The organism is Advenella sp. FME57, from assembly GCF_014897675.1.
In the GTDB taxonomy this organism is placed as follows: domain Bacteria; phylum Pseudomonadota; class Gammaproteobacteria; order Burkholderiales; family Burkholderiaceae_B; genus Advenella.
On sequence record NZ_JABUXU010000009.1, the window covers coordinates 151,247 to 167,592 of the forward strand.

The 16,346-nt window shown below is 55.3% G+C and carries 14 protein-coding genes; 11 read left to right on the forward strand and 3 right to left on the reverse strand.

Annotated elements, in window-relative coordinates:
* Window positions 1-204 precede the first annotated feature (204 nt).
* Window positions 205-819 carry a glutathione S-transferase family protein gene (locus tag INT32_RS12280; RefSeq protein ID WP_226816975.1) on the forward strand — a complete coding sequence of 205 codons (615 nt, stop codon included), beginning with the start codon at window positions 205-207 and terminating at the stop codon, window positions 817-819.
* 61 nt (window positions 820-880) lie between these two features.
* On the opposite strand, the gene fahA is transcribed toward INT32_RS12280, so the two are convergent.
* Complete coding sequence (gene fahA, locus INT32_RS12285) at window positions 881-2,209, reverse strand: fumarylacetoacetase (protein WP_193089023.1); 1,329 nt, start codon at window positions 2,207-2,209, stop codon at window positions 881-883.
* A gap of 116 nt (window positions 2,210-2,325) precedes the next feature.
* Complete coding sequence (locus tag INT32_RS12290; RefSeq protein WP_193089085.1) at window positions 2,326-3,609, reverse strand: aspartate aminotransferase family protein; 1,284 nt, start codon at window positions 3,607-3,609, stop codon at window positions 2,326-2,328.
* Window positions 3,610-4,015: 406 nt separating this feature from the next.
* Between INT32_RS12290 and leuC the strand changes: the two genes are divergently transcribed.
* The 10 genes from leuC (at window position 4,016) to INT32_RS12340 (ending at window position 14,303) form a co-directional block, all read left to right on the forward strand.
* On the forward strand, window positions 4,016-5,419 hold the full coding sequence (leuC, locus tag INT32_RS12295; RefSeq protein ID WP_193089024.1) for a 3-isopropylmalate dehydratase large subunit: 1,404 nt from the start codon (window positions 4,016-4,018) through the stop codon (window positions 5,417-5,419).
* A 4-nt stretch (window positions 5,420-5,423) separates the two neighbouring features.
* Window positions 5,424-6,080 carry a 3-isopropylmalate dehydratase small subunit gene (gene leuD / locus INT32_RS12300; protein WP_193089025.1) on the forward strand — a complete coding sequence of 219 codons (657 nt, stop codon included), beginning with the start codon at window positions 5,424-5,426 and terminating at the stop codon, window positions 6,078-6,080.
* Window positions 6,081-6,110: 30 nt separating this feature from the next.
* Window positions 6,111-7,187 (forward strand): 3-isopropylmalate dehydrogenase, encoded by a 1,077-nt coding sequence (leuB, locus tag INT32_RS12305; protein ID WP_193089026.1) that lies wholly within the window; start codon window positions 6,111-6,113, stop codon window positions 7,185-7,187.
* A 121-nt stretch (window positions 7,188-7,308) separates the two neighbouring features.
* Window positions 7,309-8,439, forward strand: a complete 1,131-nt coding sequence (gene asd, locus INT32_RS12310; RefSeq protein WP_193089027.1) for an aspartate-semialdehyde dehydrogenase — start codon at window positions 7,309-7,311, stop codon at window positions 8,437-8,439.
* 2 nt (window positions 8,440-8,441) lie between these two features.
* Window positions 8,442-8,657, forward strand: coding sequence for a hypothetical protein (locus INT32_RS12315; protein WP_193089028.1), 216 nt, complete (start codon window positions 8,442-8,444; stop codon window positions 8,655-8,657).
* 28 nt (window positions 8,658-8,685) lie between these two features.
* Window positions 8,686-9,498: a tRNA pseudouridine(38-40) synthase TruA gene (truA, locus tag INT32_RS12320; protein WP_370540224.1), complete on the forward strand. Its 813-nt coding sequence runs from the start codon at window positions 8,686-8,688 to the stop codon at window positions 9,496-9,498.
* A 459-nt stretch (window positions 9,499-9,957) separates the two neighbouring features.
* The gene (locus INT32_RS12325) at window positions 9,958-11,058 is read left to right on the forward strand and encodes a TRAP transporter substrate-binding protein (protein ID WP_193089030.1); all 1,101 of its coding nucleotides are present in this window, start codon (window positions 9,958-9,960) and stop codon (window positions 11,056-11,058) included.
* A 114-nt stretch (window positions 11,059-11,172) separates the two neighbouring features.
* Window positions 11,173-11,787, forward strand: coding sequence for a TRAP transporter small permease subunit (locus INT32_RS12330; protein ID WP_193089031.1), 615 nt, complete (start codon window positions 11,173-11,175; stop codon window positions 11,785-11,787).
* Between the two features lie 2 nt (window positions 11,788-11,789).
* The gene (locus INT32_RS12335; RefSeq protein ID WP_193089032.1) at window positions 11,790-13,496 is read left to right on the forward strand and encodes a TRAP transporter large permease subunit; all 1,707 of its coding nucleotides are present in this window, start codon (window positions 11,790-11,792) and stop codon (window positions 13,494-13,496) included.
* Window positions 13,497-13,634: 138 nt separating this feature from the next.
* Entirely contained in the window at window positions 13,635-14,303 is a 669-nt protein-coding gene (locus tag INT32_RS12340) for a phosphoribosylanthranilate isomerase (RefSeq protein ID WP_193089033.1), read from the forward strand.
* Between the two features lie 93 nt (window positions 14,304-14,396).
* On the opposite strand, the gene INT32_RS12345 is transcribed toward INT32_RS12340, so the two are convergent.
* Window positions 14,397-16,343 (reverse strand): ABC-F family ATP-binding cassette domain-containing protein, encoded by a 1,947-nt coding sequence (locus tag INT32_RS12345; RefSeq protein ID WP_193089034.1) that lies wholly within the window; start codon window positions 16,341-16,343, stop codon window positions 14,397-14,399.
* Window positions 16,344-16,346 lie beyond the last annotated feature (3 nt).

The following is a 16,346-nucleotide window of genomic DNA, read 5'->3' on the forward strand; positions in this document are numbered from 1 at the left end:
TTGCCCGCGTCGCGGTATGTAATTAATGCCAGGCCCCATCATCACCGATTTATTGCTCGGTATCGATCAATTACATCCAATCCGGTCACTGCATGAAGTGGTCCCGTGGTTGCAGCGGCGCGTGGGTAATGCTTCGGCCTGCGCCCGTTGTGATCCAACACCTGTATTGTGAATTCGCTGTCTTTTTAACAGGAGCAACAGATGATGAAACTGTATGGATTCGGCCCTACGCGCTCGCTTCGTGCGCTGTGGGCGCTTCAGGAACTTGATGCGCAATTTGAATTTGTGTCCGTTAATCTGGCGGCCGGAGAGAACCGGGATCCGGATTTTCTGCGTCTAAATCCAGCCGGCAGGCTTCCCGTGCTGGTTGACGGGGACCTCGTCCTCACTGAGTCGGCGGCGATCGTCATGTATCTGGCAGAAAAGTATGCAGCCAAGGGATTGATGCCTGCCGATTTGAAGCAACGCGCGCTTGTCTATCGCTGGTCCATGTTTGCAATGACAGAATTGGAACAACCGTTGTGGCGAATTGCCAGACATACCTTCGTCTATCCGGAAAACAAACGTTTGCCGCAGGACGTAGCGCTTGCCCGGGAAGAGTTTACGGAAATGGCGGCGATACTTGACGCCCATATGCAGGGGCGTCAATTCATTGTTGGCGATAGCATCACCTGTGCCGATTGCATTACCGCTTATGTGCTGGACTGGGGTAATGAAGCGGGATTGATTGAAGGCTTGCCGAATCTCAAGGCATATTTTACGCGGATGTATGCAAGATCCAGTGCGCCACAGCGAATTGCCGAGGCATTTGCGAGCTGAATTAATGATGAAGCGGATAGGGCAGTATTTCTGCGCTATCCGCTTCGTTCAGACCGCTGTCTTACTCAGATTTGAAATTGGCTTTGAGCACGGTGCCCGATACCGATCCAAATGAAATATCGGGATAGCCGTCCTTTTTGCAGACGGCCTTCATGATGATTTCATCGCCATCTTCCAGAAAGCTGCGGCTTTCACCCCACGGCAGGGAAATGGGTTTTTTGCCGGCAGCGGCAAGTTCAAGCAAAGAGCCCGCTTGGGCGGCATCGGGACCGGATAGCGTACCGGTGCCCAGCATGTCGCCAGGCTGTAGATTGCAGCCGTTGACCGTGTGATGGGTGATCAGCTGTGCGGCAGTCCAGTAGGCATCCTTGAAATTGCTGGTGGCCAGCGTAAAGGGTTGCTGACCGCTATCGCGCGACTGCTGCGTTGTGATTTGCACTTCCAGCCCGATATCATAGGCGCCGCCTTCGGCGTTGGCTTGCGAGTGCAGATAGGGCAGCGGCTGCGGATCTGTGGCCGGATGGGAAAAAGCGGTACGGAATGGCTCGAGCGCTTCCAGCGTGATGACCCACGGTGAAATGGTAGACGCAAAGTTCTTGGCGAGAAATGGCCCCAGCGGCACGTATTCCCAGGCTTGCAGGTCGCGGGCCGACCAATCGTTCAGGATACAAAAGCCAAAGATATGTTTTTCTGCCTGTTCGATATCAATGCGCTGGCCCTGTTCATTGCTTTCTCCAACGAATATTCCCAGTTCCAGTTCGTAGTCAAGCCGTTTGCATGGGCCAAAATCCGGGGCATCACCTTCGTTTTGCGGCTTTGTCTGGCCTACCGGGCGCGGGAATGCCTGGCCGGATACCCCGATGCTGGAAGCCCGGCCATGGTAGCCGATGGGTACCCATTTATAGTTTGGCAGCAGTGGGTTGTCGGGCCGGAACTGTTTGCCGATAGACGTGGCATGGTGTACTGAGATATAGAAATCGGTGTAGTCGCCGATGCGCGACGGCGTGATAAATTCGGCTTCGTCCTGTGCCACCAGCAATGGGCGGATGGCCTCTTCATGCGGCGATCCGGAGCGCAGGGCCTCTGATAATGCCAGGCGCAGTGCAGACCAGTAAGGCTGGCCAAGCGCCATCAAGCCATTGAGCTGGATGCCCTGGCATGCCTCCAGCGCCTGTTGTGCCTTATCGGTAAACAGGTTCAGGTCATACAGGCGGGACAGGTCGACAATCTGGTTGCCGATACCTACACCGGGACGAAATGCTTCGCCGGATCCGCGACGGCGAAACGAGGCAAAAGGCAGGTTCTGAATGGGGAAACCGTTTCCGGTTGTGTTGGCACTGTCCACCCAGCTGGTGAGGTCTGCCTGATGTGTCGCGTTTAGTGTAATCATGATTCAATAGTTAACAATAAAATTTCCGGTTTAGAAGTGTACCCAATATTGCAGTCGTGGCACATTCGCAGAATCCCGCAGGCGTCTTGTGGGCACCTGCGGGTATCGATGGTCACTTAAGCTGTTTGGCTGATAGCCTGCCCAAGCACGTCAAACAGCGTATTGATCTGTTCTTCATTGACAATCAGCGGCGGCGACAGGGCAATGGTGTCGCCTGTGTAGCGCAACAGTACGCCCGCATCATAGCAGCGCTGGAATACCTCGGCAGCCCGTGCGCCCGGCGCGTTCTCGCGCGGCGCCAGTTCCACGCCGGCGACCATGCCCAGGTTGCGTACGTCGATGACATTTGGCAATCCGTTCAGGGCATGGGCAGCCGCTTCGAAAGCGGGCGAGCGTTTTCTGGCATTGTCGAAGATGCCTTCGGACTGATAAAGCGCCAGCGTTGCGCCAATGGCGGCCATTGCCATCGGGTGACCTGAATAGGTATAGCCATGGAACAGCTCAATGCCGTTTTCGCTGGCGTTAACCACGGTATCGTACAGGGAATTTGTGACAGCAACCGCACCGGCCGGCACAGCCGCATTGCTGATACCCTTGGCCATAGTGATAATGTCCGGCGTGACGCTGAAGTAGTCACTTGCCGTATTGGCGCCCAGTCGGCCAAATCCGGTAATGACTTCGTCGAAAATCAGCAGGATGCCGTGCTTGCTGGTGATGTCACGCAAACGTTCCAGATAGCCTTTGGGTGGAATCAGCACCCCTGTTGACCCGGCCATGGGCTCGACAATGACGGCGGCGATTGTGGAGGCATCATGCAGTGCAACGATTCGCTCCAGTTCGTCAGCCAGATGCGCCCCCCAGGCCGGCTGTCCCTTGCTGAAGGCATTTTGCTCCAGATTGTGCGTATGGGGAAGATGATCGACATTCGGGATCAGCGAGTTGGAGAATGCCTTGCGATTCGGGCTGATGCCGCCCACCGAAATGCCACCGAAACCGACGCCATGATAGCCGCGCTCACGCCCGATCAGACGGGTGCGTTGCGGCTGGCCATTTGCCCGATGGTACGCCAGGGCAATCTTCAGGGCGGTATCGACCGATTCGGATCCGGAATTGGTAAAGAAAATGCGCTGCATCCCTTTGGGCATAAGCGCAGCCACTGCCGTGGCGGTTTCGAATGCCAACGGATGACCCATCTGGAAACTGGGTGCATAGTCCAGCGTGGCCGCCTGAGTGGCAATAGCCTGGATAATTTCGTCACGGCAATGCCCCGCATTGACACACCATAATCCGGCACATCCGTCCAAAATCTGGCGGCCGTCGGTGCTCTTGTAGTACATGCCTTTGGCAGAGGCAAGCAGACGAGGCGCTGCCTTAAAGCTTCGGTTGGCAGTAAAGGGCATCCATAAATGGGAAAGATCTGGGGTCTGAGTCGTCATTTGTGTCTCCGAGTAGATGTTCTATTCTACTCACAATAGCGGCATTTTTCTGTTTCGCTCGCAGGTTTGACCGGGAGAAGGCTGTTAGAGGACTGCTATTGGCATTATTGGGAAGTATAGTAGTAGTGATACCAGTATAATATATTGGCTTGTTATCAATATTGATTCGGCCATAATACGCATACGGCGCATGAAATAACAATACCGACTGCGATCCTTGCCGACGCGGGGTCCGCTCTGTCATGCGCAGTCCGGAAAACCATACGGTATCGATACCGTATGGTTCGGGACAGCAGCAGAACGGGCAGCGCATAGCAGGGTCCACGCAGCAGTCGATGAACCCGCATACCAGCATTATCAGGAGAACATTTTGGCTCAGACCCTTTACGACAAACTCTGGGACGCCCACGTGGTGCACCAGGAAGACGACGGCACCTGTCTTTTATATATCGACCGTCATTTATTGCATGAAGTGACCAGTCCGCAGGCTTTCGAAGGCCTGGCGCTGGCTGAACGCAAGCCATGGCGGCTCTCCGCCAATCTGGCGGTGGCCGACCATAATGTGCCGACACTGGGCCGTGCCCAGGGCATCAGTGACCCTATTTCGAAACTGCAGGTCGATACGCTGGACAAAAACTGCGAGACTTACGGGGTTACCGAGTTTCGCATGAACGATCTGCGTCAGGGTATTGTGCACGTGATCGGACCAGAGCAGGGCGCAACACTGCCCGGCATGACCGTGGTTTGCGGCGACTCGCATACCAGCACTCATGGCGCCATGGGTGCACTGGCTTTCGGCATCGGGACCTCGGAAGTGGAGCATGTGCTGGCCACGCAAACGCTGCTGATGAAAAAAAACAAGAACATGCTGATCCGAGTCAGCGGCGATCTGCCCTTTGGCTGTACTGCCAAGGATCTGGTCCTGTATATAATCGGCGTCATCGGTACCGCTGGCGGCACAGGCCATGCCATTGAATTTGCCGGCAAGGCCATCAGCGACCTGTCCATGGAAGGTCGCATGACTGTCTGTAATATGGCGATTGAAGCCGGCGCCCGTTCAGGCATGGTCGCCGTGGACGATAAAACCATTCAGTATTTCAAGAGCCGTCCTTACTCGCCGGCTGGCGTCTTGTGGGACCAGGCGGTGGACTACTGGAAGACATTGCACTCGGATGCTGATGCCAAGTTTGACAAAATCATTGATATCGATGCCCGTCAGGTACGCCCGCAAGTGACCTGGGGCACGTCGCCCGAGATGGTGCTTTCCATTGAAGATCGCATCCCTGATCCTGATCGCGAAAAGGATGATGTTCGCCGCAATGGGATGGAGCGCGCGCTGCAGTATATGGGTCTGAAACCCAATACGCCCATTGCAGACATTCGGGTAGACCGCGTGTTCATTGGTTCCTGTACCAATTCCCGGATTGAAGACCTGCGCGCCGCTGCCAAAGTGGCGCGCGGCCGCCGCGTGGCGTCCAATGTGATTCAGGCCATGGTGGTGCCCGGATCTGGTCTGGTCAAGCAGCAGGCGGAAAAGGAAGGGCTCGACAAGATCTTTGTGGACGCCGGCTTCGAATGGCGCGAACCGGGCTGCTCCATGTGTCTGGCCATGAATGCCGACCGTCTTGAGCCGGGAGAGCGTTGCGCTTCGACCTCCAACCGTAACTTCGAAGGCCGTCAGGGCCAGGGTGGCAGAACCCACCTGGTCAGCCCGGCCATGGCTGCCGCGGCCGCTATTGCCGGCCATTTTGTCGATGTCAGAAAATTAGGATAACAGCATGGAAGCATTTACCATTCATGAAGGCCTGGTCGCTCCCCTGGATCGCGAGAACGTGGATACAGACCTGATCATACCGAAGCAGTTTTTAAAATCCATCAAACGCTCGGGTTTTGGCCCCAATCTGTTCGATGAGCTGCGTTATCTGGATCATGGCGAGCCGGGCATGGACAACAGCAAGCGCCCGCTTAACCCCGAGTTCGTACTCAATCAGCCGCGCTATCAGGGCGCCAGCGTACTGCTCGCGCGTAAAAATTTCGGTTGTGGTTCAAGCCGGGAACATGCGCCGTGGGCGCTTGCCCAGTACGGTTTCAAGGCGATTATTGCGCCTTCGTATGCCGATATCTTTTTCAACAACAGCTTCAAGAACGGCTTGCTGCCGATTGTGCTTTCCGAGTTGGAAGTGGGCCGGCTGTTTGACGAAGTGCGCGCATTCAATGGCTACAAGCTGCGAATTGACCTTGAGCGCCAGGTGGTCATTACCGCCGACGGACGGGAACTGGGCTTTGAAGTAGACGCCTTTCGCAAATACTGTCTGCTCAATGGCTTTGACGACATCGGCCTGACATTGCGCCGCTCCGACCAGATTCGCAAGTTCGAAGCCGAGCGTCTGGCGCGCCATCCCTGGCTCGAAGGCAGCGCTGGGCTGAGCCGATAATCCTATACCAAATTAAGAGAAATACGCGTTATGACACACACAATTGCAGTTCTTCCCGGTGATGGCATCGGTCACGAAATCGTTGAACAGGCGCAGCGGGTGCTCAGCGCCCTGGGGCTGGACCTGATTATGGAGCAGGCCCCCGTCGGTGGCACGGCTTTCGACCTGCATGGTCACCCGTTGCCGGAAGCAACGCTGGCATTGGCCAAGCGCAGCAACGCCATTCTTTTTGGCGCCGTTGGCGGATGGAACTACGACTCCCTGCCGCGCGAACATCGTCCTGAACAGGCCATTCTGGGCCTGCGCAAGAGCCTGGGCCTGTTTGCCAACTTGCGGCCGGCCATTCTTTATCCGCAACTGGCCAATGCCTCATCGCTCAAGCCGGAAATTGTATCGGGTCTGGATATCCTGATCATCCGCGAACTGACCGGTGATATCTATTTCGGCAAGCCCAGAGGCGTGCGCGTGGTTGAAGAAGGCGAATTCAAGGGCGAGCAGGAAGGCTTCGATACCATGCGTTATGCCGAGTCCGAGGTGCGGCGTATTGCACGTATCGGCTTTGAGGCCGCGCAGAAACGCAGCAAGAAACTGTGCAGTGTAGACAAGGCCAATGTGCTGGAAACGTCGCAATTCTGGCGCGATATCATGATCGATGTGGCCAAAGGCTATCCGGACGTCGAACTGTCCCATATGTATATCGATAACGCGGCCATGCAACTGGTGCGCGCACCCAAGGAATTCGATGTCATTGTGACTGGCAATATCTTCGGCGATATCCTGTCGGACGAAGCGGCCATGCTTACCGGCTCGATCGGCATGCTGCCGTCCGCATCGCTCAATGCCTCCAACCAGGGCCTGTATGAGCCCAGTCACGGTTCAGCACCGGATATTGCCGGCAAAAATATTGCCAATCCGCTGGCTACCATTCTGTCTGCCGCCATGATGCTGCGCTATTCGCTGAACGAAGCGGCCGCGGCCGATCGCGTGGAAAACGCCGTCAGGGCAGTGCTGGAGCAGGGGTTGCGTACAGCCGACATTTTTGAGGCTGGCACCACAAAAGTTTCCACTTCTCAAATGGGTGACGCCGTATTGAAGGCGTTAAACTGATATAGTTATAAAATTCAGTTACTTATAATAGCGGATGGCGCACAGGGCTGCGCGCATCCGCTATTGCAGTTATATTTAACAGCAGTTCATTTTTCAGCTTCACAGAATTAGGTAAAGAATTATGTCACAGTCAGTGGGTTTTGTCGGATGGCGCGGAATGGTCGGTTCCGTACTTATGCAGCGTATGCGTGATGAGGGCGACTTTGCCTTCATCAATCCGGTCTTTTTTTCAACGAGCAATGCCGGAGGCAAGGCCCCGGCGTGGGCCGAGGGTGCCGCACCCTTGCAGGACGCACATGACATTGACGCACTGAAGAAGTTGCCTATTATTGTGACAGCCCAGGGGGGCGACTATACCACGCAGGTGCATGGCAAATTGCGCGATGCCGGCTGGGACGGTATCTGGATTGATGCGGCCAGCACCCTGCGTATGAAAGACAATGCAATTATTGTGCTGGATCCGGTCAACCGCAATGTGATTGATGCGGCCATTGGCAAAGGCGTCCGGAATTTTGTCGGCGGCAACTGCACGGTCAGCTGCATGCTGATGGGGCTGGCTGGTCTGTTCAAGCATGACCTGATCGACTGGATGAGCAGCATGACCTACCAGGCGGCTTCGGGCGGTGGCGCCCAGCATATGCGCGAACTGCTTACCCAGTTTGGCCAGCTGAATGCGGCTGTCAAACCGTTGCTGGATGATCCGGCCTCCGCCATTCTTGAAATAGACCGCCAGGTTCTGGCAAAACAGCAGGATCCGGAACTGCCGCGCGATATGTTCGGCGTGCCGCTAGGGGGGAGTCTGATTCCCTGGATCGACAAGGATCTGGGCAATGGCCAATCCCGCGAAGAATGGAAGGCCGAGGCTGAAACCAATAAAATACTGGGCCGTGGCCAAGGCTTTGGCAGCGCACCTATTCCCATTGATGGCTTGTGCGTGCGTATCGGCGCCATGCGCTGTCACAGCCAGGCACTGACCATCAAGCTGAAAAAAGACGTGTCCATTGATGAAATAAGCGACATGCTCAAGGAAGGCACGCAATGGGCTAAAGTCATCCCGAACACCCGTGACGAAACCATGCAGGATCTGACCCCGGTGGCTACGACCGGCACATTGGATATCCCGGTAGGGCGTCTGCGCAAGATGTCCATGGGTCCCGAATATCTGAGTGCTTTCACTGTCGGCGACCAGTTGTTGTGGGGGGCGGCCGAGCCGTTGCGCCGTATGCTGCGTATCAGCATCGGAGAGCTGTAATCATGGAACTGCCCACCTGGATAGCGAATTACATTTCGTTTTGGCTGCTTGGTGTATTAGGCGTCATCGTCGTGGGCCTGTTCATCATGCTGCGGTATGACCAGCGCCAGAAAGCCCGGATCCCTGCGGGGGCGGGCTATGATGCGTTCCAGCAGAAACTCAAATCCATCAATCTGGATCTTGATGCACCTGACTCCGACGCATCAACCCGTTCCTGAGCAGGAAACCTCCCGGGACGGCGAGCCTGTGTCCAGACGTATCGCGCTGGGCATCGCCTACAATGGCAAGCCCTATCTGGGCTGGCAGACGCAACCGGGCGGGCGCACTGTCCAGGACATGCTGGAAAAGGCGCTGGCGGCATTCACTTGTGAGCCAACGCCCACCATCTGTGCGGGCCGCACAGATACGGGCGTTCACGCGCGGGCCCAGGTTGTGCACATTAACACCGTCATACACAGGCGCATGGAATCCTGGGTCAGAGGGGTCAATGCCCATCTGCCGCCTGATATTACGGTGAGATGGGCGCAGGAAATGCCTGCCGACTTTCACGCGCGCTTTTCCGCAACTTCCCGCAGCTATGTTTATCTACTCAGAAACGAGCGCATTCTGTCTCCGCACTGGCATGGCCGGGCTGGCTGGGATTTTCATCCACTGGATCTGAACGCCATGCAGATGGCGGCGCAGTATCTGGTCGGTCAGCACGATTTCAGCAGTTTTCGTTCCTCGCAATGTCAGGCAGCCAGTCCAGTTCGCACCATTGAACATCTCAATATCGTCCAGCAGGGCGCATTTTTTGTTTTCACGCTCAGGGCCAACGCATTTTTGCATCACATGGTGCGCAATATTCTGGGCTGTCTGCTGTATGTGGGCAAGGGCCGTTATCCGCCAGACTGGATGCCCCAGGTGATGGCCGCGCGTGACCGCAAGGTGGCTGCACCTACCTTTATGGCCGATGGGTTGTATTTTGCCCAGGCCAGTTATCCCGCCCATTTCGGTCTGGAACAATTTGACGCCTTCGATCTGAGCCGGCCGATCGAAGCGCTGCTGTTTGAGTCCTGAGCGCAGCATCAAGGGTAAGGTGCGGACCATTGGTGGTTGCCAGACCATCGGCGAGGCAACACAGCTGGATGCGCAGCACAAAGCGTCATACACATGATTCGGCGGCTGCGTGCATACCGCTTGTCAGCAACTGGTCAGCTTGCTTGTATTGCCCTGTGCCGATGTTTGTGCCTTTGCCTTGGCGATATTCTTTACATATGCAATAAAAACAACAAACAGAAACAAACGCCGTGGCCAATGGGCCAGACCGTCGTAAATTAATTACATATGCAATAAAGATAGACAGGGCGGGGTGCAGCACGCGTGCCAGCGCAGTTCATTGCATATGAAATAGCCCTGCATGTCCTGGGAAATAAGGGTAATTCTTGAGGGTAAAAAAATAATAATTCCTGTAGCATGCCCCGGTAACCAAAAGTTTCGCTTCTCTCTTACTCACAATACCCATTGGAGACATCAACGATGAAACGTCGTTCCTTCCTCAAGCAGGCGACAGCCGGTGTTGCCGCAACGGGGGGTGCTGTATTGGCATCGCCCGTTTTTGCGCAAGACGCACCCAGTATCAGCTGGCGCCTGGCTTCCAGCTTTCCAACCAGTGCCGATGCGATCTATAACGGCAGCGTCAATTTTGCCAAACACCTGGCCGAAGCGACAAATGGCAAGTTCAAAGTCAGTGTCCATCATGCAGGGGAAGTTGTTCCTGCACTCCAAGTGCTGGACGCGGTCCAGAACAACACGGTGCAATGCGGTCACAGCGCGGCCTATTATTATTACGGGAAGGATCCTGCCCTCAGTTTTGACGCAGCAGTGCCGTTTGGCCTGAATACCCGTCAGTACAATGCCTGGATGCGGGCCGGCAACGGTCTTGCGCTAACCCGTGAAGTGTACAAAAAATTCAACATCGTCAACTTTCCTTGTGGTCATACCGGTACGCAGATGGGTGGCTGGTTCCGCAAGGAAATCAATAGCGTAGAAGACCTCAAGGGTCTGAAAATGCGCTGCAGCGCCTTTGCCGGGGCGGTGCTTTCACGCCTGGGCGTGATTCCGCAACAGGTTGCGGGGGGCGATATTTATCCTTCGCTGGAGAAAGGTACCATTGACGCTGCTGAATGGATTGGCCCGTATGACGATGAAAAACTGGGCTTTAACAAAGTAGCCAAGTACTATTATTATCCGGGCTGGTGGGAAGGCGGCTTTCAGGTATCGCTGTACGTCAACGATGGCGAGTACGAAAAATTGCCCAAACACTATCAGGCTGCCATCATGCAGGCCAGTGCGTTGGCAACCGAAGAAATGATTGGCACGTATGATGCCAAAAATCCCGGTGCCTTGCGCCGTCTGATTGCCGGCGGTGGTGTCCTGAAGCGTTTTCCGAAGGCCGTGCTTGACGCTTCTTTTGCCGAAGCAACCAAAGTGTATGAAGAGCTGTCTGCAAAAGACCCGCTGTTCAAGAAAATCCATGATGACTACATGGCATTCCGCAATGACGTTTACCCGTGGTTCGGGGTTGCCGAGTTCAGCTACGATGCATTCATGCTGGACGCATTGAGAAACAAAAAATAAAAACACCATGTAAAATTCCTGTTTTGCTGGCTATTTTCCCTTAGCGTTAAATAGGTCGGTAAAACAGGCGTATCCTGATTCTCTTCTTTTTCCCTATTTTTGGTGTGAAAGCAAATGAAGTTTCTCTTCACTCTTTCCCGGGCTATTGACGCGCTCATGACTGCGGTTGGCCGCGTTGTGATCTGGCTCACACTCGTTGTGGTGCTGATCAGCGCTGCAAACGCGGTGGTGCGCAAGGTATTTCATTACAGCTCCAATGGCTGGCTGGAAATCCAATGGTATCTCTTTGGCGCGATTTTTCTGCTCGCGGCCGGCTATACCTTTCTCAAGAACGAGCACGTACGCGTGGATATTATTTCACAGCGTCTGTCCAAGCGGACTCAGATCATAATCGAGACAGTAGGGGTGCTGCTCTTCATGTTGCCGGCCTGCCTGTTGCTCATTTATCTCTCCTGGCCCTTTTTTATGTTGTCGTTCGAGACCAACGAACAATCCTCCAATGCGGGTGGGCTGGTACGCTGGCCGGTCAAATTGCTGATCCCTGTCGGCTTTTCGTTACTGGTGTTGGCGGGCATCTCTCATCTTATCAAATGCGTGGCTTTTCTCAGTGGAAAAGGTCCGGATCCTCTGGCGCCAATGGGCGGCAAGACAGCCGATGAGCTGCTGGCCGAAGAAATTGCGGCTGAAGCGGAACAGAAACGACAACAATCACTGCAGGCGGGTAACTAAGCATGGAGTTCTTAATTCAAAATATGCCGCCGATCATGTTTCTGACATTGATCTGCTTTTTGCTGTTGGGCTTTCCGGTCGCCTTTTCGCTTGCTGCCAACGGAATTCTTTACGCATTGCTGGGTATCGCCTTTGGCGAGTTTACCTTCCCGTTTCTGCAGGCGCTGCCTGACCGGGTGTTCGGGATTGTGCAGAACGATTCGTTGCTGGCCGTGCCGTTCTTCACCCTCATGGGCCTGATCCTAGAGCGATCGGGCATGGCCGAGGATTTGCTGGAGACAATCGGCCAGCTGTTCGGGCCGATTCGCGGCGGGCTGGCTATTGCAGTTGTGTTTGTGGGCGCCATGCTGGCAGCCACCACGGGCGTGGTGTCGGCGTCGGTCATCTCCATGGGCCTGATTTCACTGCCCATCATGCTGCGTTATGGCTATGATCGCAAGCTGGCAACCGGCGTTATCGCGGCCTCGGGCACGCTGTCACAAATCATTCCGCCTTCACTGGTGCTCATCATTCTGGCCGATCAGCTGGGACGTTCCATTGGCGATATGTATCGGGGCGCCATGATTCCCGGGTTTATTCTCGCGAGTGCCTACATTTTATATGTGGTGCTGGCTTCGCTGATCAAACCGTCGTACGCACCAGCCTTGCCGCCAGAGGCCCGTGTCTATCGCGAGTCCAATGGCAGCAATGGCCTGCCTTCATTGGTTGTGCTGGTCGTTATTGCCAGCGTCGGGGCCTGGTTGTTAGGCAGATTGTTTCTCTCGGAAAAAAGCGCCGCAGATGAAACCATCGTTCTGAATATGTTGCTGTGGGGTGTTATTGCATTTGCAATCGCTGGCCTGAACAACTTGCTCCGGCTGAAAATGCTGTCAAAGATTGCCGAAAGGGTGGTTTTCGTGATGGTGCCGCCGCTGTTTTTGATCTTCCTGGTATTGGGCACCATTTTCATTGGTGTTGCCACACCGACCGAAGGCGGTGCCATGGGAGCCGTTGGCGCCATTATCATGGCGCTGATCCGCGGCCGCTTAACGCTATCGCTGCTCAAACAGGCGATGGACACCACCACCAAGCTGACCAGCTTTGTCGTGTTCATTCTGGTAGGTTCAACCATCTTTACGCTGACCTTTACGGGGTTTGGTGGCCAGCATTGGGTAGAAGGTCTGTTTGCTTCTCTGCCTGGTGGAGAAATCGGCTTTCTGATCGTTGTCAGTGTCGTCACGTTCCTGTTGGCGTTTTTCCTGGATTTCTTTGAATTGGCCTTTATTATTGTGCCATTGCTGGGTCCGGTGGCCGACAAGATGGGTATCGACCTGATTTGGTTCGGTGTATTGCTGGCGGTCAACATGCAAACCTCCTTCATGCACCCGCCGTTCGGCTTTGCGCTGTTCTACTTGCGTTCGGTTGCACCTAAGCAAGACTACACCGACAGAGTTACCGGCAAGCTGATTAAACGGGTTACGACCGGTGACATCTATAAGGGCTCCATTCCGTTTATTGTCATTCAGCTGTTGATGGTGGCTTCGGTCTTGACATTTCCGGGCATGGTCATGCACTACAAGGGCACCGCAACTGGTATTGATCCGAGCCAGGTCACTTTCGACACCGGCAATTCCTACGGCACTGATCCTTACGGATCCGATAGTGGTAGTGAGAAGGGCGAAAGCAGTTCGGGAGATGCCTATGACGACCCGGCTAACGCATTCAAATAGCGGTTTTTCTGGGGCAGGGGCGCTTTTTCCCTGCTCCGGCACACTGGTAGCGGTATTTTCGGGGCATGGTCCCTGAAATTTCGTTACACTCAGAACCCTGGCATCTGTTTTTGCCGGGGTTTTTTTATGGGACTGAAAATGAGAACCCGCGTTAAATTCTGTGGTCTGTCATCAGAAAAAGATATTCACGATGCGGTTTACGCCGGGGCCGATGCCATCGGGCTGGTGCTCTATGAAAAGAGCAAACGTTATGTGCCACTGACACAGGCGGCGGCGCTACGCCGCACGGTGCCTGCGTTTGTGAATGCCGTCACGCTGACCGTAAATGCCGACGTGCAAACCATCGAACAGATTGTGAACGTGGTGCAGCCTGATTTCATACAGTTTCACGGTGATGAAACGGCTGATTTCTGTGAGCAGTTTTCCTATCCCTATATTCGGGCCCTGAGAGTTGGCGCCCCGGGATTGGCCTTGCCCGAGGAGATAGCCACTGCGGTCAGTGGCTATCCCAATGCCCGTGCTTTCCTGTTTGACGCCTATTCACCCGCTTATGGCGGCGCGGGTATTTCATTTGATATCGGTTTGCTGGCGCAGGCCACGCAGATTTTGCCGGCGCACAAAATAATGATCGCCGGCGGCCTGAATGCATCCAATATTGCAGCACTGGTGAGCAGCTATCATCCCTATGCGGTTGATTTGAGCAGCGGCATTGAAATTGCGCCTGGCGAAAAAAGCGCCGGCAAAATGCGTTCCTTTATGCTGGCGCTTTCCGAGGCGGACAAGTTGCACTGGCCCGTAAAACTATAAGTTCCTTGGCAACGGTTGTCGATGGTGCCGTCAATGGTGGCGCCAAGCAATTGGCGCAGGCTTGCAGGGCGAGCGGCGGCCCACATGGGCTTGTTATTCGATTTCAGCCTGATTTGTTAGTGCTTCAATTGATTCATGCAATTGCAGCCATTCTTCTTCCAGCGTTTCTGCAGTGGCGGTCAGCTCGCCATGCTCGGCCAGCACGGCAACGCGTTCATCTCTGCGTGCATCAGAATAAAAATTTTCGTCGGCAATCAGCACATTGATCTGGGCAATTCGGGTTTGGGCAGTTTCCATGGCTTTTTCGACCTGCGCAAGGCGTTTGTCCAGCGGTTTGCGCAGCTGTGCAATGCGCTGGCGTTCTTCAGCCTGCTGGCGCCGCATTGCCTTTCGATCCGGGGCGGCGCTCAATCCATCGGCCGCAAGCGAGGCATCGCGCTCTTCCTGACGCATGGACAGGGCACGCTGCGCAAGCCAGTCGCGGTAGTCGTCCAGATCGCCGTCAAATTCAATCACCTGACCGTCTGCAACAATCCAGAAACTGTCGACGGTGGTGCGCAGCAGATGTCGATCATGCGAGACCATCAGCATGCTGCCGTCGAACTCGGCCAGGGCGGTGGCCAGCGCTTCGCGGGTATCAACATCCAGGTGATTGCTGGGTTCATCGAGCAACAGTAAATTGGGCTTTTGCCAGACAATCAGTGAGAGGGCTAGCCTGGCCTTTTCTCCACCGGAAAAGGGCGCCACTTTGTCATTGACTTTATCGCCGCCAAAGCCGAAGCCGCCCAGATAATTGCGCAGTTCCTGTTCGCGTGCCTCGGGCGCAATCCGCTGTAAATGCTGCAGCGGGCTGGCATCAACGTCAAGCATATCGAGCTGGTGCTGGGCAAAATAGCCAATTTCCAGACCCTTTGAAGGCTTGTAATGGCCGGCAAGAGGCGCGAGTTCGCGTGCAATGGTTTTAATCAGGGTACTCTTGCCGGCGCCGTTGACCCCCAGCACGCCAATTCTCGCGCCAGAGCGAATCATCAGCTCTATATTCCTGAGAATGACGGTCTGATTTCCCTGTTCGTCAATATACCCGGTGGACACCTTGTCCAGGCGAAGCAGCGGATCCGGCATGGAAGGCGGCGAGGGGATATGAATATAGATGCCAGACTCGGCCTGCAGCGGCGCCAGTTTTTCCATGCGGGCCAACGCCTTGACACGGCTTTGCGCCTGCTTGGCCTTGGTGGCTTTCGCCTTGAAACGGTCAATGAACGACTGCAGCCTGGCTGACTCTCGTCCCTGGCGATCAATCGCGACCTGAAGTTGCCGCACACGCTCGGCGCGCTGGGTCAGAAAATCGTCGTATCCGCCCTTATAGCGCACGAGTTTTTGCTGATCCACGTGCAAAATGGTTCGGGCCACCGCGTTCAGAAATTCGGTATCGTGGGAAATCAGAATGATCGTTCCCTCGTAGGCGGCCAGCCATTTTTCCAGCCACAACATGGCATCCAGGTCCAGGTGGTTGGTGGGTTCGTCCAGCAGAAGCAGTTCCGAAGGGGCCATGAGTGCGCGGGCCAGCGCCAGGCGCATTTGCCAGCCTCCGGAGAAGCTGTTGACCGCCTGGGTCCATTGTTCGGGCGTAAAGCCCAGGCCGGCGAGCAGTTGCTCGGCCCGTGACGGTGCGCTCCAGGCGTCTGCCTCTACCAGCGCCGCTTCCAGCTCGGCAATGCGGGTGCCGTCCGTATCGGGAGTGGCTGCGCGCGCCTGCTGCAGTTCGCGCAGATGCCTGTCCCCGTCAATGACAAATTCCCGGGCCGGTTGGGTGGTGGCGTGGATTTCCTGTTCGACGGTGGCAATCCGCCAAGAATCGGGAATGAACAGATCGCCGGCATCGGCGTCCATCCGGCCCTGCAACAGGGCAAACAACGTGGTTTTGCCTGAGCCGTTTTTGCCAACGACGCCAACCCGCTCCTTGGGATGCACCACGAAATCAGCGTTTTCCAGCAGCACCTTGGTGCCGCGACGTAAAGTAAGGCCTGAAGAACGAATCAAAGC